Below are 17,721 nucleotides of genomic sequence, written 5' to 3'. Positions count from 1 at the left end.
CCACCGCCCCCGGCATCGGGCTCCCACCGCCCCCGGCATCGGGCCCCCACCGCCCCCGGCATCGGGCTCCCACCGCCCCCGGCATCGGGCCCCCACTGCACCCGGCAGACGAAGCCGGCCGCCCTCCGCAGAGAGCCGCGCCGCCCCCGTCCGTCCCGTGCGCCACCGGCTACCGTTGCCCTCGTCCCGGTATGCCCCGGTCCACCCCGTCACCGGCCTCCCGGCTCACCCACAGGAGTGTGAAACATGATCGACTCCGCGGCTTGACGACGATGGTCTTGGCAAGGGCCCCGCGGAGGCTTACTTTCGTGCCTCTACGGCCTGCTCTACGGGCGTAGAGGCTCTGACGTCGCGTCGAAGGAGCACCTCATGGCCAACGTCGTCCGCGCCGCTCTGGTCCAGGCCACCTGGACCGGCGACACCGAGTCCATGGTGGCGAAGCACGAGGAGCACGCCCGCGAGGCGGCCCGCCGGGGCGCGAGGATCATCGGGTTCCAGGAAGTCTTCAACGCCCCCTACTTCTGCCAGGTCCAGGAGCCGGAGCACTACCGCTGGGCCGAACCGGTGCCCGACGGCCCGACCGTCAGCCGGATGCGGGCGCTAGCGCGCGAGACCGGCATGGTGATCGTCGTCCCCGTCTTCGAGGTCGAGCAGTCCGGCTTCTACTACAACACCGCCGCCGTCATCGACGCCGACGGCACCTGCCTCGGCAAGTACCGCAAGCACCACATCCCGCAGGTGAAGGGCTTCTGGGAGAAGTACTACTTCAAACCCGGCAACCTGGGCTGGCCCGTCTTCGACACCGCCGTCGGCAAGGTGGGCGTCTACATCTGCTACGACCGGCACTTCCCCGAGGGCTGGCGGCAACTGGGACTCAACGGAGCCCAGTTGGTCTACAACCCCTCCGCCACCCACCGTGGCCTGTCCGCCTACCTCTGGCAGCTGGAGCAGCCCGCCGCGGCCGTCGCCAACGAGTACTTCGTCGCCGCCATCAACCGGGTGGGACAGGAGGAGTACGGCGACAACGACTTCTACGGCACCAGCTACTTCGTCGACCCGCGCGGCCGGTTCGTCGGCGACGTCGCGAGCGACAGGACGGAGGAACTCCTCGTCCGCGACCTCGACTTCGACCTCGTCGAGGAAGTACGGCAGCAGTGGGCCTTCTACCGCGACCGCCGCCCCGACGCCTACGAAGGACTGGTGCAGCCGTGAACGACCTGTACGCCCGCCACCGCAACGTCCTGCCCGACTGGCTCGCCCTCTACTACGACGAGCCCCTGGAGATCAGCCACGGGGAAGGCCGGCACGTCTGGGACTCCGCCGGCAACAAGTACCTGGACTTCTTCGGCGGCATCCTGACGACGATGACCGCGCACGCCCTGCCCGAGGTGACCAAGGCGGTCGGCGAGCAGGCCGGCCGCATCATCCACTCCTCGACCCTCTACCTCAACCGGCCCATGGTCGAACTCGCCGAGCGCATCGCCAAGGTGAGCGGCATCCCGGACGCCCGCGTGTTCTTCACCACCTCCGGCACCGAGGCCAACGACACCGCCCTGCTGCTCGCCACCACCCACCGGCGCAGCAACACCGTCCTGGCCATGCGCAACAGCTACCACGGCCGGTCCTTCAGCACGGTCGGCGTCACCGGCAACCGCGGCTGGTCCCCGACCTCGCTGTCCCCGCTGCAGACCCTGTACGTCCACGGCGGCGTCCGCACCCGGGGCCCGTACGCCCACCTCGACGACCGCGCCTTCATCGACGCCTGCGTCGCCGACCTGAGGGACATCCTCGGCCACACCCGCCCGCCCGCCGCGCTGATCGCCGAACCCATCCAGGGCGTCGGCGGATTCACCTCCCCGCCCGACGGCCTCTACGCCGCCTTCCGCGACATCCTGACGGAGCACGGCGTCCTCTGGATCGCCGACGAGGTGCAGACCGGCTGGGGCCGCACCGGGGAGCACTTCTGGGGCTGGCAGGCGCACGCCCGCAGCGGCCCACCGGACCTCGTCACCTTCGCCAAGGGCATCGGCAACGGCATGTCGGTCGGCGGCGTCATCGCCCGCGCCGAGATCATGAACTGCCTGGACGCCAACAGCATCTCGACCTTCGGCGGCACCCAGATCACCATGGCCGCCGGTCTCGCCAACCTGGCCTACCTCCTCGAACACGACCTCCAGGGCAACGCCCGCCGGGTCGGCGGCCTGCTCATCGAGCGCCTGCGGGCCGTCGCCGCCCAACTGCCCGGCGTGCGTGAGGTGCGAGGACGCGGACTGATGATCGGCATCGAGCTGGTCCGTCCCGGCACGGACGAGGCCGACCCGCGGGCGGCCGCCGCCGTGCTGGAGGCGGCCCGCGAGGGCGGACTGCTCATCGGCAAGGGCGGCGGCCACAACACCAGCGCCCTGCGCATCGCCCCGCCGCTGTCGCTGACCGTCGCGGAGGCCGAGGAGGGCGCGGCGATCCTCGAACACGCGCTGAGGAGCACGTACTAGGGAGTGGGTTGACGGCGATGACCACCACCTCGGAGTCCCGGCACACCGGCTGGCAGCCGCCCGAACCCGCCCTCTCCGTCCGCCAGGTGCTCACCCTGGAACGGGTGCTCGCCGGAGAACCCGAGGTGGTGGCCGGGGCCGGGCAACTGGACCGGCCGGTGCGCTGGGTGCACGTCGCCGAGGCCGCCGACGTCGGTGTGATGCTCAGCGGAGGCGAGATGGTGCTCACCACCGGTGTGCTGCTCGCCGGGGACGAGGCCAAGCAGGCCGAGTACGTCCGCTCCCTGCACCGGGCCGAGGCCTCGGCCCTCGTGCTCGGCCTCGGGCGGGCCTTCCCCGCGCCGCCCGAGGTGATGCGCCGGGCCGCCGAGCGGTGCGGGCTGCCGATGGTCGTCCTGCACCGGCCCTTCCCCTTCGCCGAGCTCACGGAGGAGGTCCAGTGCAGGCTGGTGCGCCGGAAGTTCGCCGCCGTCAGCCTGTCGGAGGCCGTGCGCACCGCACTGACCGGACTGATCACGGCCGGTGCCCCGCTGCAGCGACTGCTCGACGAGGTCGCCCGGCACAGCGGCTGCCCGGTCGTCGTCACCAACCTCGCCCACCGCGTCCTCGCGACGGCGGGGGAGCGGTCCGCGGTCGACGACGTGCTGCGCGACTGGGAGCGCGTCGCCCGGCAGGCGGGCGGCGGCGCGGGCGACGGCTGGATCCGCGCCGAACTCGGCGGGCACGGGGAGCGGTGGGGCCGGCTGCTGCTGTGCGGGCACCGGGGCGATCCGGCCACCGGCCGCCTGCTCGCCGACCGGGCGGCCGAGGCGCTCGTGCTGCACCGCATGCTCGGCGGCGGCTCCGCCCGCACCTGGGAGGAACAGTCCGCGCAGAGCCTGCTGACCGACCTCGCCGAAGGCGCCGTACCCGCGCGGCAGCTGCTGCCGCGGGCGCGGGCGGCGGGGCTGCCGGTCAACCGGCGGACCTTCGTCCCGCTCGTGGTGCCGGACGCCGACCCGGCCCGGCTCGACCGCGTCCTGCGGGTGCTGGGGCTGCCCGGGCTGGTCGCCGAACTGGCCGGCCCGGTCACCGCCGTCCTGCTCAGCCTCGCCCGCGACCAGCACGCCGAGGCCCTCACCGCCCACTTCGCGGCCCGGCTGCGCACCGAGACCGGGGCGCCTGCCGCCGTGGTCGCCGCCGCCGATCCGCGCACCGACTGGGACGACGTGCCCGCCGGGCTGCGAGAGGCCCGGCACGTGGCCGACGCCGTCGCCGGCTCCTTCGCCCCCCTCGGCCCGCCGGCCGTCGTCCGCCTCCGGGACGTGCACCTGCGCGGGCTGGTCCGGCTGCTGCGCGACGACCCGCACGTGCAGTCCTTCGCCGAGCGCGAGCTGGACGGGCTGCTGGGGGAGGCCGAACCGGAGCTGCTGGACGTCCTGCGGACCTATCTCGCGACCGGTCGCAACAAGTCCCGCACCGCCCTGCTCCACCACGTCTCCCGGCCCGCCCTCTACCGGCGCCTGGAGGCCATACAGGTGCGCCTCGGCGTCGACCTGGACGACTTCGAACAGGCGGCCTCCGTGCACATCGCGCTCCTCGCGCACGACGCGCAACAGGGGTGAAACATGAGACGACCTGGGAAAACGGCGGTGAAACATGGGCCCACGCACTCGTGACACGGTGGCACGCCCGCGGCCCGCAGACGTGACACGCTGCCCGTCGAACGGCCCGTCCGGGCTTCCTACGCTCGCCGTACACCGAGCTACCGGAGGTCCCGATGAGCCGAGTGATCCGTGCCGCCCTCTTCCAGACCGCCTGGACCGGCGACAAGGAGTCGATGATCCAGGTCCACGAGCAGGCGGCCCGCGACGCGGCCGCGCAGGGCGCCCAGGTCCTGTGCTTCCAGGAGCTGTTCTACGGCCCCTACTTCTGCCAGGTGCAGGACAAGGCCTTCTACGAGTACGCCGAGCGCGTGCCGGACGGTCCCACCGTCCGGCGCTTCCAGGCCCTCGCCCGCGAACTGGGTATCGTCCTCGTCCTGCCCATGTACGAGGAGGAGCAGCCCGGCGTCCTGTACAACACGGCGGCCGTGATCGACGCGGACGGCTCCTACCTCGGCAAGTACCGCAAGACCCACATCCCCCAAGTGCAGGGCTTCTGGGAGAAGTTCTACTTCCGGCCCGGCAACAGCGGCTGGCCCGTCTTCGACACGGCCGCCGGCCGGATCGGCGTCTACATCTGCTACGACCGCCACTTCCCGGAGGGCTGGCGGGCGCTGGGCCTGGCCGGCGCCGAGATCGTCTTCAACCCCTCGGCCACCTCGCGCGGCCTGTCCCGCTACCTGTGGCAGCTGGAGCAGCCGGCGGCGGCCGTCGCCAACGAGTACTTCGTCGGGGCGATCAACCGGGTCGGCGTGGAGGACCTGGGCGACAACGACTTCTACGGCACCACCTACTTCGTGGACCCGGAGGCCCGGTTCGTCGGCGAGCCGGCGAGCGACAAGGAGACCGAACTCGTCGTCCGCGACCTCGACCTGGCGAGGCTGCGCGAGGTCCGCGACCGCTGGCAGTTCTACCGCGACCGGGCGCCGGGGGCGTACACGCCGCTGACCGCGCCCTGACAGCAGCGCCCACCCTGACAGGAGAGGGACCATGAGCAGCCGTACCGTCATCCGCGGTGGTCTCGTCATCACCGCGTCCGACGAGATCCACGCCGACGTCCTGATCGAGGACGGCCGCATCGCCGCCCTCGCCGCCTCCGGCACCCCGGCGGCCGAGGCCTTCACCGCCGGGCGCGTCATCGACGCCACCGGCAAGTACGTCATCCCGGGCGGTGTCGACGCCCACACCCACATGGAGCTGCCCTTCGGCGGCACCTTCGCCTCCGACACCTTCGAGACCGGCACCCGCGCCGCGGCCTGGGGCGGCACCACGACGATCGTCGACTTCGCGGTGCAGAGCGTCGGCCGCACCCTGCGCGAGGGCCTGGACGCCTGGCACGCCAAGGCCGAGGGCAACTGCGCGATCGACTACGGCTTCCACATGATCGTCTCCGACGTGAACCAGGAGACGCTGAAGGAGATGGACCTGCTGGTCGAGGAGGGCGTCACCTCCTTCAAGCAGTTCATGGCCTACCCGGGGGTGTTCTACTCCGACGACGGCCAGATCCTGCGCGCCATGCAGCGCTCCGCCGAGAACGGCGGCCTGATCATGATGCACGCCGAGAACGGCATCGCGATCGACGTCCTCGTCGAGCAGGCGCTGGCCCGGGGGGAGACGGACCCGCGGTACCACGGCGAGGTCCGCAAGGCCCTGCTGGAGGCCGAGGCCACCCACCGCGCGATCCGGCTCGCCCAGGTCGCCGGGGCCCCGCTGTACGTCGTCCACGTCTCGGCGACGGAGGCGGTGGCCGAGCTGGCGCGGGCCCGGGACGAGGGGCTCAACGTCTTCGGCGAGACCTGCCCGCAGTACCTGTTCCTGTCGACGGACAACCTCGCCGAGCCCGGTTTCGAGGGCGCCAAGTACGTGTGCAGCACGCCGCTCAGGCCGAAGGAGCACCAGGCCGCCCTGTGGAAGGGCCTGCGCACCAACGACCTCCAGGTGGTCTCCACCGACCACTGCCCCTTCTGCTTCACGGGCCAGAAGGAGCTGGGCCGCGGCGACTTCTCCAAGATCCCCAACGGCCTGCCGGGCGTGGAGAACCGCATGGACCTGCTCCACCAGGCCGTCGTCGACGGGCACATCTCGCGCCGCCGCTGGATCGAGATCGCCTGCGCCACGCCCGCCCGGATGTTCGGCCTGTACCCGCAGAAGGGCACGATCACCCCCGGCGCCGACGCCGACGTCGTCGTCTACGACCCGCACCCCGAGCAGGTCATGTCCGCCGCCACCCACCACATGAACGTCGACTACTCGGCCTACGAGGGCAGGCGCACCACCGGCCGGGTCGAGACCGTGCTCTCGCGCGGCGAAGTCGTCATCGACCAGCGGGAGTACACCGGACGCGCCGGTCACGGCGTCTTCACCCCCCGCTCCACCTGTCAGTACCTCAACTAGGAGCGGAGCCCATGGACTTCGGACTCGTCCTGCAGACAGATCCGCCGGCCTCCCGCGTCGTCAGCCTGATGAAGCGCGCCGAGCGCAACGGATTCACCCACGGCTGGACCTTCGACTCCGCCGTGCTGTGGCAGGAACCGTTCGTGATCTACAGCCAGATCCTGGCGAACACCACCAGGCTGAAGGTCGGCCCGATGGTCACCAACCCCGGCACGCGCACCTGGGAGGTCACCGCCTCCACCTTCGCCACCCTCAACGACATGTTCGGCAACCGCACGGTGTGCGGGATCGGCCGCGGCGACTCCGCGATGCGCGTCGCGGGCCGCAGACCCAACACCCTCGCCCGCATCAGCGAGGCCATGAAGGTCATCCGCGCCCTCGGCCGCGGCGAGGAGGCCGACCTCGGCGGCACGAAGATCAGGTTCCCCTGGGTCGGGCCGGGCGCCGAAGTGCCGGTGTGGATGGCGGCGTACGGCCCCAAGGCGCTGAAGATGACCGGCGAGGAGGCCGACGGGTTCATCCTCCAGCTCTCCGACCTGTACCTGACCGAGTACATGGTGAAGGCCGTCAAGGACGCGGCCACCGCCGCCGGCCGCGACCCGTCCGAGATCACCGTCTGCGTCGCCGCCCCCGCCTACGTCACCGCCGACGACTCGCCCGAGGCCCTCGCCCACGCCCGCGAGCAGTGCCGCTGGTTCGGCGGCATGGTCGGCAACCACGTCGCCGACCTGGTCTCCAGGTACGGCGAGCACTCCTCCCAGGTCCCCGGCGAACTCACCGAGTACATCAAGTCCCGGCAGGGCTACGACTACGCCCACCACGGGCGCAGCGGCAACCCCGACACCCGGTTCGTGCCCGACGAGATCGTCGACCGCTTCTGCGTGATCGGGCCGGCCGAGAAGCACGTCGAGAAGCTGACCGCGCTCCGCGCCCTGGGGGTCGACCAGTTCGCCGTGTACGACATGCACGACGCGCAGGAGGCCACGATCGACGCCTACGGCCGTCAGGTCATCCCCGCGGTCAACTCCTGACGCCGACCCGCGAGTCGCCCCGGCTCCGAGCCCCCACACCCCCTGGTCGCCCCTCCCCGCCGTCCCGGGGAGGGGCCCGGCGCCCGCACGGCCTTACCGGATCCACCTCTCCCCGATTGGCCAGCCCATGACCGAAACCGCTCCCACGGCCATACCGAATCCCGCCCAGGTCACCCTCCCCGACGGGCGCGTGGAACTCGCCCCCGGCACCGCGCCCGCCGGCGGACCCTACGCCAACGAGGACCTGCTCCCGGTCCCGGTGGCGAAGCGCACGTGGACGACGTACAACTTCTCGGCCCTGTGGGTCGGCATGGCCCACAACACCGCGTCCTGGACGCTGGCCTCGGGGCTGATCGCGGTGGGCATGGACTGGAAGCAGGCCGTGCTCACCATCGCCCTGGCCAACCTGATCGTGCTGGTGCCGATGCTGCTGACCGGTCACGCCGGACCGAAGTACGGCATCCCCTTCCCGGTCTTCGCCCGCGCCTCCTTCGGCGTGCGCGGCGCCAACCTGCCCGCCGTGGTGCGGGCGCTGGTGGCCTGTGGCTGGTTCGGCATCCAGACCTGGATCGGCGGCGAGGCCATCTACTTCCTCGCCGGCAAGCTGATCGGCGACAGCTGGGCGAACGCCGCGCACATCGGCGGCCACGCCTGGACCATGTGGCTGTCGTTCGCCGTCTTCTGGGCCGTCCAGGTCGCCATCATCCACCGGGGCATGGAGACCATCCGCCGCTTCGAGAACTGGGCGGCGCCCTTCGTGATCGTCGGCGCCCTCGTGATGCTGTGGTGGATGAGCGGCAAGGCCGGCGGCGTCGGCCCGCTCTTCGACCAGCCGTCGAGGCTCGGCTGGGGCGGCGACTTCTGGAAGCTGTTCTGGCCCTCCCTCATGGGCATGATCGGTTTCTGGTCCACGCTGTCGCTGAACATCCCCGACTTCACCCGCTACGGCAGGAGCCAGAGGGCGCAGACCTGGGGCCAGGCCCTCGGCCTGCCGACCACGATGACCCTGTTCGCCTTCCTCTCCGTGCTCGTCACCTCCGGCTCCCAGGCGGTGTACGGCGAGCCCGTCTGGGACCCGGTCCAGCTCGCCGCCAGGACGGACAACGTGGCCGGACTGCTCTACGCCCTGGTCACCGTGCTGGTGGCGACGCTGTCGGTCAACATCGCGGCCAACCTCGTCTCCCCGGCCTTCGACTTCTCCAACGTCGCGCCCAGAAAGGTGAGCTTCCGCACCGGCGCGCTGATCACCGCGGTCCTCGCCGTGCTGATCTGCCCGTGGAAGCTCTACTCCGACCCGCAGGGCTACATCTTCACCTGGCTCGGCCTGGTCGGCGGGCTGCTCGGCACGGTCGCGGGCATCCTGGTCGCCGACTACTGGTTCCTGCGCCGCACCCGCCTGGACCTCGCCGACCTGTACCGCGCGGGCGGCCGCTACTGGTACACGCACGGCTGGAACTGGCGGGCCGTCGTGGCCTTCCTGGCGGGCGGTGTCCTCGCGGTCGGCGGCGCCGGTCTCCGGCCCCTGACCGACGGCCGCCCCATTCCCGCGCTGTCCCCGCTCGCCGACTACGGCTGGGCGGTGGGCCTCGGCACCTCCCTGGTGCTGTACCTGGCCCTCACCCTGCCGGCCGCCCGGAGGAACGCCGCGGCCTGACGCGGGCCGGACGGGGCGGTCAGCCCGACTGCCCGCCCCCCAGCGCGCCGACCGCGGACTTCGCCGCCCTGATGGCCCCCTTGTTGATCTCGTCGGTGCCGGGAGCCTTCTTCGTCTCGAAGTCGCTGCCGTTGTAGGTGACGACGACCAGGGCGTTGGAGACCCGAGCCATGACCACGCCCTCGCGGGTCTCCTGCTTGTCCTCCGTGGTGAGGTTCACGACGGAGTAACCGGCGTCCCCGAGCCCGGGAACGGCGCCGCCACCGCTCTTCTCGGCGACCCGCTGGTCGTACTCCCGCTTCGCCTCCTCCGGCGAGCCGGCGATCTCGAAGGACACGTCGAGCCAGCGGTAGTCGTAGCCCTTCAGCGCGTTCCACGAGCAGGTGCGGCGCACCTTCGTGTCCGTCGACGGGATCTCCCTGCCCGCCGTCTTCGCCCCCGGCACCAGCACCTTGACGGTGGCCGCGGGCACGCTGCCGCACGGGGCGGGCGCGGAGGAGTAGTCCCTGGACACCGCGGTGGACGAGGGGGCGGGGGAGGCGGACTCAACGGGTGTCCTCGGCGCCGAGGCCGGCTGCCCGGCGGCGGGCGGCGCGGCCGGGCCCGACGTCAGCGCCCAGCCGGCGCAGGCGAGGACCGCGACCGGCGTCAGACGCGCGGTCAGGGCGAGCGGCAGAGGCAGAGAACGCACGGCGCACTTCTCGTGGGGAGGGTGCGGAGGGGGTCCGCATGGTGGACGGGGGACGCCAGTGTCACACGACTGCCGGTGGGGCGGAAGGGCCAACGCGCTGCGTACCCGGCCGGTCACGGCACCCCGCGCCCGACGTGCTGTTTCGTCCCTTATCGGCCCCGTGTCGCCGGTCTCCGTGGCCGGCCGGCCGCTCCGTCCCGGGCGCGGCGGGGGACCGACGGGGGCCCGCCCGCGGTGTTTCCAGGCGGCGATCACCTCCGTAGCATCACCGGCAGGACACACCCCGAGGCGAGGAGAAGGCAGTTGTTCACCACCCGGCCGACACTCCAGGGCACGTTGGGCATGGTCTCCTCCACCCACTGGCTGGCCTCGCAGTCGGCCATGGCGGTGCTGGAGGCCGGCGGCAACGCATTCGACGCCGCGGTGGCCGGGGCGTTCGTGCTGCACGTGGTCGAGCCGCACCTGAACGGGCCCGCCGGCGAGGTGCCGATCCTGCTCGCCCCGGCCGGCGGCGAGGTGCGCGTGCTGTGCGGGCAGGGCGTGGCCCCGGCCGGCGCCGGGGCCGCCCACTACCGCGGGCTCGGCCTGGACCTGGTCCCCGGCACCGGACCCCTCGCGGCCGCCGTGCCGGGCGCCTTCGACGCCTGGATGCTGCTCCTGCGCGACCACGGCACCAAGTCCCTCGACGACGTCCTGAAGTACGCCATCGGCTACGCCGAGCACGGGCACGCGCCCGTGGAGAAGGTCAACGCGACCGTTGAGACGGTGCGGGAGCTGTTCGAGACCGAGTGGACCTCCTCGGCGGAGGTCTACCTGCCCGGCGGCGAAGCGCCCCGGCCCGGCCGGCTGCTGCGCAACCCCACCCTCGCCGCCACCTGGAAGCGGCTGCTCGCCGAGACCGCCGCGGCCGGCGACCGGGAGGCCCGGATCGACGCCGCGCGCACGGTGTGGCGCTCCGGCTTCATCGCCGAGGCCCTGGTACGGCAGTCCCGCCGTCCCACCATGGACACCAGCGGCGAACGGCACACCGGCACCCTCACCGAGACCGACCTCGACGGCTGGTCGGCGAGTTTCGAGAGCCCGGTGACGTACGACTGGAACGGCTGGACCGTGTGCAAGGCGGGTCCCTGGAGCCAGGGGCCCGCCTTCCTGCAGCAGCTCGCCCTGCTCCCGCCCGAGCTGCCCGCCTACGGCTCCGCCGACTACGTCCACCTGCTGATCGAGGGCTGCAAACTCGCCATGGCCGACCGCGAGGCCTGGTACGGCGACGCCGCCGAGGTGCCGCTCGCGGAACTGCTGTCGGAGGACTACAACGCCGCGCGCCGGGCTCTCGTCGACGCGAAGGCCTCCTACGAGCTGCGCCCCGGCAGCCCCGGCGGACGCAGCCCGTACCTGCCCGCACAGGCGTACGCGCGCGTGGAGACCGGCGACGAGCCCGTCTTCAACCCCATGGGCGCCGGCGAACCGACGGTCGCCCCGGTCCCCGGCGAGCCGCACGTGGCCGTCGACGGCACCACCCGGGGTGACACCTGCCACCTCGACGTCGTCGACCGCTGGGGCAACATGATCTCGGCCACGCCCAGCGGCGGCTGGCTGCAGTCCAACCCCGTCGTCCCGGAGCTGGGCTTCCCGCTCGGCTCGCGTCTGCAGATGACCTGGCTGGAGGAGGGCCTGCCGAACACCCTCACCCCGGGCCGCCGCCCGCGCACCACCCTCACCCCGTCGCTGGCGCTGCGCGACGGGGTGCCGGTCCTGGCGTTCGGCACCCCCGGCGGCGACCAGCAGGACCAGTGGCAGGTGCACTTCTTCCTCGCCGCCGCACTGCGCGCCCCCGTCCGCGGCGGACTGGACCTGCAGGGCGCCATCGACGCCCCCAACTGGCACAACGACAGCTTCCCGAGCTCCTTCTACCCGCGCGGCCGGCGCCCCGGCAGCGTGACCGTGGAGTCCGGCATGGACGCCGGTGTGGTCGAGGAACTGCGGCGGCGCGGCCACGACGTCACCGTCGGGCCGGCCTGGTCCGAGGGCCGCCTGTGCGCGGTCGCCCGGGACCCGGAGACCGGCGTCCTGTCGGCGGCGGCGAACCCGCGCGGGATGCAGGGGTACGCGGTGGGCCGCTGACGGCCCCGACGGCCGCGTCGGCCCCGCTGTTCACGCCGATTCCACCCGGTGTGCACCGGCCGGGCGGGGATTGTCAGCGGGCCGTGCTCTCATGGAGGCATGATCGAAGAGACCGAAACCATCGAGGAGTTTCTCACCCGCCGCTCGGCCGACGTGGAGGAAGCGGTCCGCAAGGCGGCCGCGGCCGAGATCCTGCCCCGCTTCCGCCGCCTCGCCGACCACGAGGTTGACGAGAAGAGCGGCCCCCACGACCTGGTCACGGACGCCGACCGCCTCGCCGAGCTGCACCTCACCGAGGCACTCGGCGCCCTGCTGCCCGGCTCGGTGGTGGTCGGCGAGGAGGCGGTGCACGCCGACCCCGCGACGTACGACGCGCTCCAGGGCGACGCACCGGTCTGGATCGTCGACCCGGTCGACGGCACCCGCCAGTTCGTGCACGGCGACGACGGCTTCTGCACCCTGGTCGCGTTCGCCCACCGGGGCACCGTCCTCGCCTCCTGGACCTACGCGGCGGCACGCGACCAGTTCGCGACCGCGATCCGGGGCCGCGGCGCCTTCCTCGACGGCGAGCGGCTTTTCGCGGGTCCGCCCGCACCCGGCCGGGACCTCGTCGTCGCCACCTCCCACCCCGACTACATCACCGACGAGCAGATTCGCGTGCTCCGCACCCTGCGGACCGACGGCTTCGCACCGCGCGACTGCGGCTCCGCGGGTCTGGAGTACCTGGCCGTCGCCCGGGGCGAGTTGGACGCCGTCGCGTTCTCCTGGGAGGCCGCCTGGGACCACGCGGCCGGCCTGCTGCTGGTCGAGGAGGCGGGCGGCGCGCACCTCACCCTCACCGGCGAGCCGTTCCGGGTGACCGGCGGCAACGCGCTGCCCTTCACCGCCGCCCGCGACACCGCCACCGCCCGCCGCGTGGCCGGCGTGCTCCGCACCGCGGCCTGACGGCTCGGGCACGCACCCCGCGCGGAACCCGGCCCCGGGTCCCGGCGCCCCGCCCGGCCCCCGCGCCGGGCCGCCGGGCGGCCGAGGGGACCACCCGGGCCGGGGAGCCCCGGTCCACCGGCATATCCTGATCCCGAGTGGCCATCGGCTGACGAAGGGGTCCGAAGGTGCCGTCGATGCTCGATGCGGTCGTGGTGGGTGCGGGGCCGAACGGGCTGACCGCTGCCGTGGAGCTGGCACGGCGCGGCTTCTCCGTCGCCCTGTTCGAGGCGAAACCCACCGTCGGCGGCGGCGCCCGCACCGAGGAACTGACCCTCCCCGGCTTCCGTCACGACCCGTGCTCGGCCGCCCACCCGCTCGGCATCAACTCGCCCGCGTTCCGCGCCATGCCCCTCGACCGCTACGGCCTCGAATGGCTCCACGCCGACCTGCCCATGGCGCATCCCTTCCCCGACGGCACCGCGGCCGTGCTGTCCCGTTCGGTGGCCCAGACCGCGGCCTCCTTCGGGCCCCGCGACGCGGGCGCGTACCGCAGACTGGTCGAGCCGTTCCTCGCGCACTGGGACACCCTCGTACGCGACTTCATGTCCCTGCCGCTGACCGCGCTCCCGCGCGACCCCGTCACCCTCGCCCGCTTCGGCCTCGCCGGGCTGCCCCCGTCCACCTGGCTGATGCGGCGCTTCAAGGACGAGCGGGTCAAGGCCCTTTTCTCGGGCCTGGTCGCGCACGTGATCGCCCCCCTCGGCGGACCGGCCACCAGCGCCATCGGACTGGTCTTCGCCCTGGCCGCGCACGCCCGCGGCTGGCCGGTGCCGCGCGGCGGCTCCCAGGCCGTCTCCGACGCCCTCGCCGCGTACCTGACCGACCTCGGAGGCGCGGTGCACACCGACTACGAGGTCAAGCGCCTGGACGACCTGCCGCCCGCGCGCGCGTACGTCTTCGACACCTCGCCCACCGCGCTCGCCCGCATCGCCGGCCTCGGCCGGTACTGCGCGAACTACCGCTACGGCCCGAGCGTCTTCAAGATCGACTACGCGCTGGACGGGCCGGTGCCCTGGACCGCGCCCGAGGCCCGGACCGCCGGAACCGTCCAGATCGGCGCCGACCAGGCCGAGATCGGCACCGCCCTGCGCGCCGTCTCCCGCGAGGGCCGCGCCCCCGACAGACCCTTCCTGATCACCGTCCAGCCCAGCGTGGCCGACCCGACCCGCGCCCCCGAGGGCAAACACGTCTTCTGGGCCTACGGCCATGTGCCCAACGGCTGGTCCGGCGACCTCACCGACGCCCTGGAGCGCCAGCTGGAGCGCTTCGCCCCCGGCTTCCGCGACCGCGTCCTCGCCCGCGCCACCGCCGGCCCCGCCGAGATGGCCGCCCACAACGCCAACTACGTCGGCGGCGACATCGCCTGCGGCGCGGCCGGCGGACTCCAGCTGCTGCTGCGCCCCAGGCCGTCCCTGTTCCCGTACCACACGCCCCATCCGGCCGTGTTCCTCTGCTCCTCGGCGACCCCACCGGGACCGGGCGTGCACGGCATGTCCGGGCACAACGCGGCCAAGGCGGTATGGCGGAGGCTGAGACAGACATGACCACCATCACCCTCGTCCAGGGCGACATCACCCGGCAGCACGCCGACGCGATCGTCAACGCGGCCAACTCCTCCCTCCTGGGCGGCGGGGGCGTGGACGGGGCGATCCACCGCCGCGGCGGCCCCGCCATCCTGGCCCAGTGCCGCGAGCTGCGCGCCGCACGGTACGGCAGGGGGCTGCCCACCGGACAGGCGGTCGCCACCACGGCGGGAGAACTGGCCGCCCGCTGGGTGATCCACACGGTGGGCCCGGTGTACCGGGCCACGGGCGGCGACCCCGCGCTGCTCGCCTCCTGCTACCGGGAGTCCCTCCGCGTGGCCGACGAGCTGGGCGCCCGGACGGTCGCGTTCCCGGCGATCTCCACCGGCGTGTACCGGTGGCCCATGGACGACGCGGCCCGTATCGCGGTCGAGACGGTGAGGAACACGCCGACCGCCGTGGAAGAGGTGCGCTTCGTCCTCTTCGACGACCGTGCGTACGAGGCGTTCGCCCGGCACGCCGGCTGAGAAAGCCCGCCGTGGCAGCTATCTGACGCGTGGCCACATCCCGCTTGACGTCGGCCATGGTGGCGTGGATATGGTTTCGAGGAAATAGCGTTCGTGAACGGTGTGCTGTGCACGGGCATGTACACGGACCTGTACTCGTATGTGTACCCGACCTGTACACGTGCCTGTGCACGGCCACCGGCGGATGAACGGGGGAGAAGTCGATGGATGCGCTCGAAACCGATGCGCGGACGGGCGGCGAAGCGAGTGCGCTGGTCGTCGGAATGGCATACGGGTATATGGCGGCGCAGGCTTTACGCGCCGCCGCGCGCATCGCCGTGGCGGATCTGCTGAGGGACGAGCCCCTCACGTCGGCGGAATTCGCGCTGAGGCAGGGAACCGACCCGCAGGCCACCCACCGGCTGTGCCGTACGCTGGTCGCGCTGGGCCTCCTCGCGCAGGACGGGTCCGGGCGCTTCTCGCTGACGGAGGCGGGAGCCCTGCTGCGGACGGACCGGCCCGATTCGCTGCACGCACTGGTGTGCATGCTCACCGACCCCACCACCGTGGGTGCCTGGCAGGGACTCGAGGAGAGCGTCCGGACGGGCGAGCCGCAGTTCGCCAAGGAATTCGGCCAGGAATTCTTCGACTATCTCGCCGCACAGCCGCACCTGTCCGAGCAGTTCAACACGGCCATGAGCCAGAACACCCGCAAAATCGCGGGACTGGTCGCCCGCCACTACGACTTCGGCAAGCACACGACCGTTCTCGACATAGGAGGCGGAGACGGCACTCTGCTGGCCGAGATACTGCGTGCGCACCCCTCGGTCAAAGGCGTTCTCCTGGACCTTCCCGAAGCGCTGACCACCGCCGCCGAAACGTTCGCGGCCGCAGACGTCCTCACCCGTGGATCCCTGGAGCAAGGGGACTTCTTCACCGCCGTTCCGCCCGGCGGGGACCTGCACGTGCTCAAGAGTGTGCTCCACGACTGGAACGACGAGCAGTGCCTCACCATCCTCCGCCGCTGCCGGGAGGCGCTGCCCGACGACGGACGGCTGCTGATCGTGGAACGGGTACTCCCGGACCGGCCCACCGAGGGCTCGGACGGGCTCATGTTCCTCAGCGACCTCAACATGATGGTCAAGATCGGTGGCAGGGAGCGGACACGCGCCGACTTCGCGGCGCTGCTGAGGGAGGCGGGGTTCCGGCTGAGCGCCGTCAACCCGCTGCCGCCGCCCCACCAGTTCTCGCTCATCGAGGCGGAGGCCGTGCCGCCGGGCCGCGAACTGCCGGAAGCCCGCAGCGGGACCGAAGAGCCGGACCGAGCACGATCCGGCATCCGGGGTCAGTACACATGACGCCTCCCATGACGCGTCCACGCGTCGGACACATCGGCTTCCTGAACTGCGCCCCCCTGTACTGGGGTCTCGCCCGCACGGGGGCGTTGGTCAACATGGAGATCACGCGGGACACTCCCGAGCGGCTGAGCGACCTGCTGGTCGAGGGCCGGCTCGACATCGGCCCGCTCTCCCTCGTGGAGTTCCTGCACAACGCCGACGACCTGGTGGTGCTCCCCGACGTCGCCATCGGCTGCGACGGGCAGGTGATGTCCTGCGAGATCGTCACCCGCGAGCCGCTTGAGGCCCTGAGCGGGCGGAGTGTCGCGCTGGGCTCCACCTCGCGCACGTCGGTGCGGCTGGCACGCCTGCTCCTCGGCCGGCGGTACGGCGTCCGTCCCGACTACTACGGCTGCCCACCGGACCTCGAGCGGATGTTCAAGGAAGCGGACGCCGCGGTCGTCATCGGCGACGTCGGTCTGCAGGCCTTCGCGGGCCGCCTCCCGGAGGAGGGCCTGGAGGTCCACGACCTGGGCCAGTTGTGGAAGGAGTGGACGGGGCTGCCGTTCGTCTTCGCCGTGTGGGCCGCGCGCCGGGACTTCTACGAGCGCTCCCCCGAACTGGTGCACGAGGTGCACCGGTCCCTGGTCGAGGCACGGGACCTGGCCCTGGGACATCTCGGCGACGTCGCCGCACAGATGTCCCAGTGGGCCCCCTTCGAACCCGCCTTCCTGGAGCAGTACTTCCGGACGCTGAACTACGGGTTCGAGCGCCGGCACCTCGCCGGGATGACCAGATTCGCCGAACTCGTCGGGGCGGCCACCGCATACCGGTGGCTGACGGTTCCCGGCTGACGGAACCGGACCCCAGGGACGGGAGGCGGCGCGTGAGCACGCCCCGGCCCCTGCAGGAACCTGCCATTTTCCAAGCTGAGTGAACGGTGCCTTCGTGCACGTGAAAGAGGAGGTCGTCGGGCATGGACTCAGGACGCAAGCGCGAGCTGGAGGAGAAGGTCCGTTCGGGTGAGCGGCTGACCCGTGAGGACGGCATCGCGCTGTACGAGTCGGACGACCTGGCGTGGCTCGGGGGTCTGGCGCACGAGGTGCGGACCCGTAAGAACGGTGACGTGGTGCACTTCAACGTCAACCGGCACCTGAACATGACGAACGTGTGCACGGCTTCCTGTGCGTACTGCTCCTTCCAGCGCAAGCCGGGGGAGAAGGACGCGTACACGATGCGGATCGAGGAGGCGGTGAAGCTCGCGAAGGCGATGGAGTCGGAGAACCTGACCGAGCTGCACATCGTCAACGGGCTGCATCCAAACCTGCCGTGGCGGTACTAC

15 protein-coding genes are annotated in these 17,721 nt (G+C 72.2%); 14 read left to right on the top strand and 1 reads right to left on the bottom strand.

Going from position 1 to position 17,721, the window contains the following annotated elements; translation table 11 throughout:
- Positions 1 to 369 precede the first annotated feature (369 nt).
- From IE177_RS32570 to IE177_RS32540, 7 genes are all read left to right on the top strand, one after another.
- Positions 370 to 1,212 carry a nitrilase-related carbon-nitrogen hydrolase gene (locus IE177_RS32570; RefSeq protein WP_190019079.1) on the top strand — a complete coding sequence of 281 codons (843 nt, stop codon included), beginning with the start codon at positions 370 to 372 and terminating at the stop codon, positions 1,210 to 1,212.
- Complete coding sequence (locus tag IE177_RS32565; protein ID WP_190019078.1) at positions 1,209 to 2,492, top strand: aspartate aminotransferase family protein; 1,284 nt, start codon at positions 1,209 to 1,211, stop codon at positions 2,490 to 2,492. The genes IE177_RS32570 and IE177_RS32565 overlap by 4 nt, the downstream gene beginning before the upstream one ends.
- A 17-nt stretch (positions 2,493 to 2,509) precedes the next feature.
- On the top strand, positions 2,510 to 4,096 hold the full coding sequence (locus IE177_RS32560; RefSeq protein WP_190019077.1) for a PucR family transcriptional regulator: 1,587 nt from the start codon (positions 2,510 to 2,512) through the stop codon (positions 4,094 to 4,096).
- Positions 4,097 to 4,251: 155 nt separating this feature from the next.
- On the top strand, positions 4,252 to 5,094 hold the full coding sequence (locus IE177_RS32555; protein WP_190019076.1) for a nitrilase-related carbon-nitrogen hydrolase: 843 nt from the start codon (positions 4,252 to 4,254) through the stop codon (positions 5,092 to 5,094).
- A gap of 31 nt (positions 5,095 to 5,125) precedes the next feature.
- Positions 5,126 to 6,529, top strand: a complete 1,404-nt coding sequence (gene hydA, locus IE177_RS32550; RefSeq protein WP_190019075.1) for a dihydropyrimidinase — start codon at positions 5,126 to 5,128, stop codon at positions 6,527 to 6,529.
- A gap of 11 nt (positions 6,530 to 6,540) precedes the next feature.
- On the top strand, positions 6,541 to 7,560 hold the full coding sequence (locus tag IE177_RS32545; RefSeq protein ID WP_190019074.1) for a TIGR03842 family LLM class F420-dependent oxidoreductase: 1,020 nt from the start codon (positions 6,541 to 6,543) through the stop codon (positions 7,558 to 7,560).
- Between the two features lie 127 nt (positions 7,561 to 7,687).
- Entirely contained in the window at positions 7,688 to 9,214 is a 1,527-nt protein-coding gene (locus IE177_RS32540) for an NCS1 family nucleobase:cation symporter-1 (RefSeq protein ID WP_190019073.1), read from the top strand.
- Positions 9,215 to 9,233: 19 nt separating this feature from the next.
- Here IE177_RS32540 and IE177_RS32535 read toward each other — a convergent pair whose 3' ends face one another.
- On the bottom strand, positions 9,234 to 9,905 hold the full coding sequence (locus IE177_RS32535) for a hypothetical protein (protein WP_190019072.1): 672 nt from the start codon (positions 9,903 to 9,905) through the stop codon (positions 9,234 to 9,236).
- A gap of 303 nt (positions 9,906 to 10,208) precedes the next feature.
- Here IE177_RS32535 and IE177_RS32530 point away from each other — a divergent pair, with 303 nt between their 5' ends.
- The 7 genes from IE177_RS32530 to IE177_RS32500 form a co-directional block, all read left to right on the top strand.
- Complete coding sequence (locus IE177_RS32530) at positions 10,209 to 12,026, top strand: gamma-glutamyltransferase family protein (protein ID WP_190019071.1); 1,818 nt, start codon at positions 10,209 to 10,211, stop codon at positions 12,024 to 12,026.
- A 99-nt stretch (positions 12,027 to 12,125) separates the two neighbouring features.
- On the top strand, positions 12,126 to 12,971 hold the full coding sequence (locus tag IE177_RS32525) for an inositol monophosphatase family protein (RefSeq protein ID WP_190019070.1): 846 nt from the start codon (positions 12,126 to 12,128) through the stop codon (positions 12,969 to 12,971).
- A 167-nt stretch (positions 12,972 to 13,138) separates the two neighbouring features.
- On the top strand, positions 13,139 to 14,557 hold the full coding sequence (locus IE177_RS32520) for a phytoene desaturase family protein (protein ID WP_190019069.1): 1,419 nt from the start codon (positions 13,139 to 13,141) through the stop codon (positions 14,555 to 14,557).
- The gene (locus IE177_RS32515; protein ID WP_190019068.1) at positions 14,554 to 15,063 is read left to right on the top strand and encodes an O-acetyl-ADP-ribose deacetylase; all 510 of its coding nucleotides are present in this window, start codon (positions 14,554 to 14,556) and stop codon (positions 15,061 to 15,063) included. Before IE177_RS32520 ends, IE177_RS32515 begins: the two co-directional genes overlap by 4 nt.
- Positions 15,064 to 15,266: 203 nt before the next feature.
- Complete coding sequence (locus IE177_RS32510; RefSeq protein ID WP_190019067.1) at positions 15,267 to 16,400, top strand: methyltransferase; 1,134 nt, start codon at positions 15,267 to 15,269, stop codon at positions 16,398 to 16,400.
- Entirely contained in the window at positions 16,397 to 17,233 is an 837-nt protein-coding gene (locus IE177_RS32505; protein WP_190019066.1) for a menaquinone biosynthetic enzyme MqnA/MqnD family protein, read from the top strand. The genes IE177_RS32510 and IE177_RS32505 overlap by 4 nt, the downstream gene beginning before the upstream one ends.
- A gap of 122 nt (positions 17,234 to 17,355) precedes the next feature.
- Positions 17,356 to 17,721, top strand: a 366-nt coding sequence (locus IE177_RS32500) for a radical SAM protein (protein WP_373305219.1), incomplete at its 3' end; no start/stop codon positions are given.

The sequence above is a fragment of the Streptomyces lucensis JCM 4490 genome, assembly GCF_014650035.1.
Classification (GTDB): domain Bacteria; phylum Actinomycetota; class Actinomycetes; order Streptomycetales; family Streptomycetaceae; genus Streptomyces; species Streptomyces lucensis.
This window is presented reverse-complemented; position numbering and strand designations above follow the sequence as displayed.

Excerpts from the sequence above, each read along its gene's own strand:
- IE177_RS32525 (WP_190019070.1), top strand. The coding sequence starts at position 12,126 with ATGATCGAAGAGACCGAAACCATCGAGGAGTTTCTCACCCGCCGCTCG.
- IE177_RS32505 (WP_190019066.1), top strand. The coding sequence starts at position 16,397 with ATGACGCCTCCCATGACGCGTCCACGCGTCGGACACATCGGCTTCCTG.
- IE177_RS32560 (WP_190019077.1), top strand. The coding sequence starts at position 2,510 with ATGACCACCACCTCGGAGTCCCGGCACACCGGCTGGCAGCCGCCCGAA.
- IE177_RS32570 (WP_190019079.1), top strand. The coding sequence starts at position 370 with ATGGCCAACGTCGTCCGCGCCGCTCTGGTCCAGGCCACCTGGACCGGC.
- IE177_RS32555 (WP_190019076.1), top strand. The coding sequence starts at position 4,252 with ATGAGCCGAGTGATCCGTGCCGCCCTCTTCCAGACCGCCTGGACCGGC.
- IE177_RS32510 (WP_190019067.1), top strand. The coding sequence starts at position 15,267 with ATGGATGCGCTCGAAACCGATGCGCGGACGGGCGGCGAAGCGAGTGCG.
- IE177_RS32540 (WP_190019073.1), top strand. The coding sequence starts at position 7,688 with ATGACCGAAACCGCTCCCACGGCCATACCGAATCCCGCCCAGGTCACC.
- hydA (WP_190019075.1), top strand. The coding sequence starts at position 5,126 with ATGAGCAGCCGTACCGTCATCCGCGGTGGTCTCGTCATCACCGCGTCC.
- IE177_RS32545 (WP_190019074.1), top strand. The coding sequence starts at position 6,541 with ATGGACTTCGGACTCGTCCTGCAGACAGATCCGCCGGCCTCCCGCGTC.
- IE177_RS32515 (WP_190019068.1), top strand. The coding sequence starts at position 14,554 with ATGACCACCATCACCCTCGTCCAGGGCGACATCACCCGGCAGCACGCC.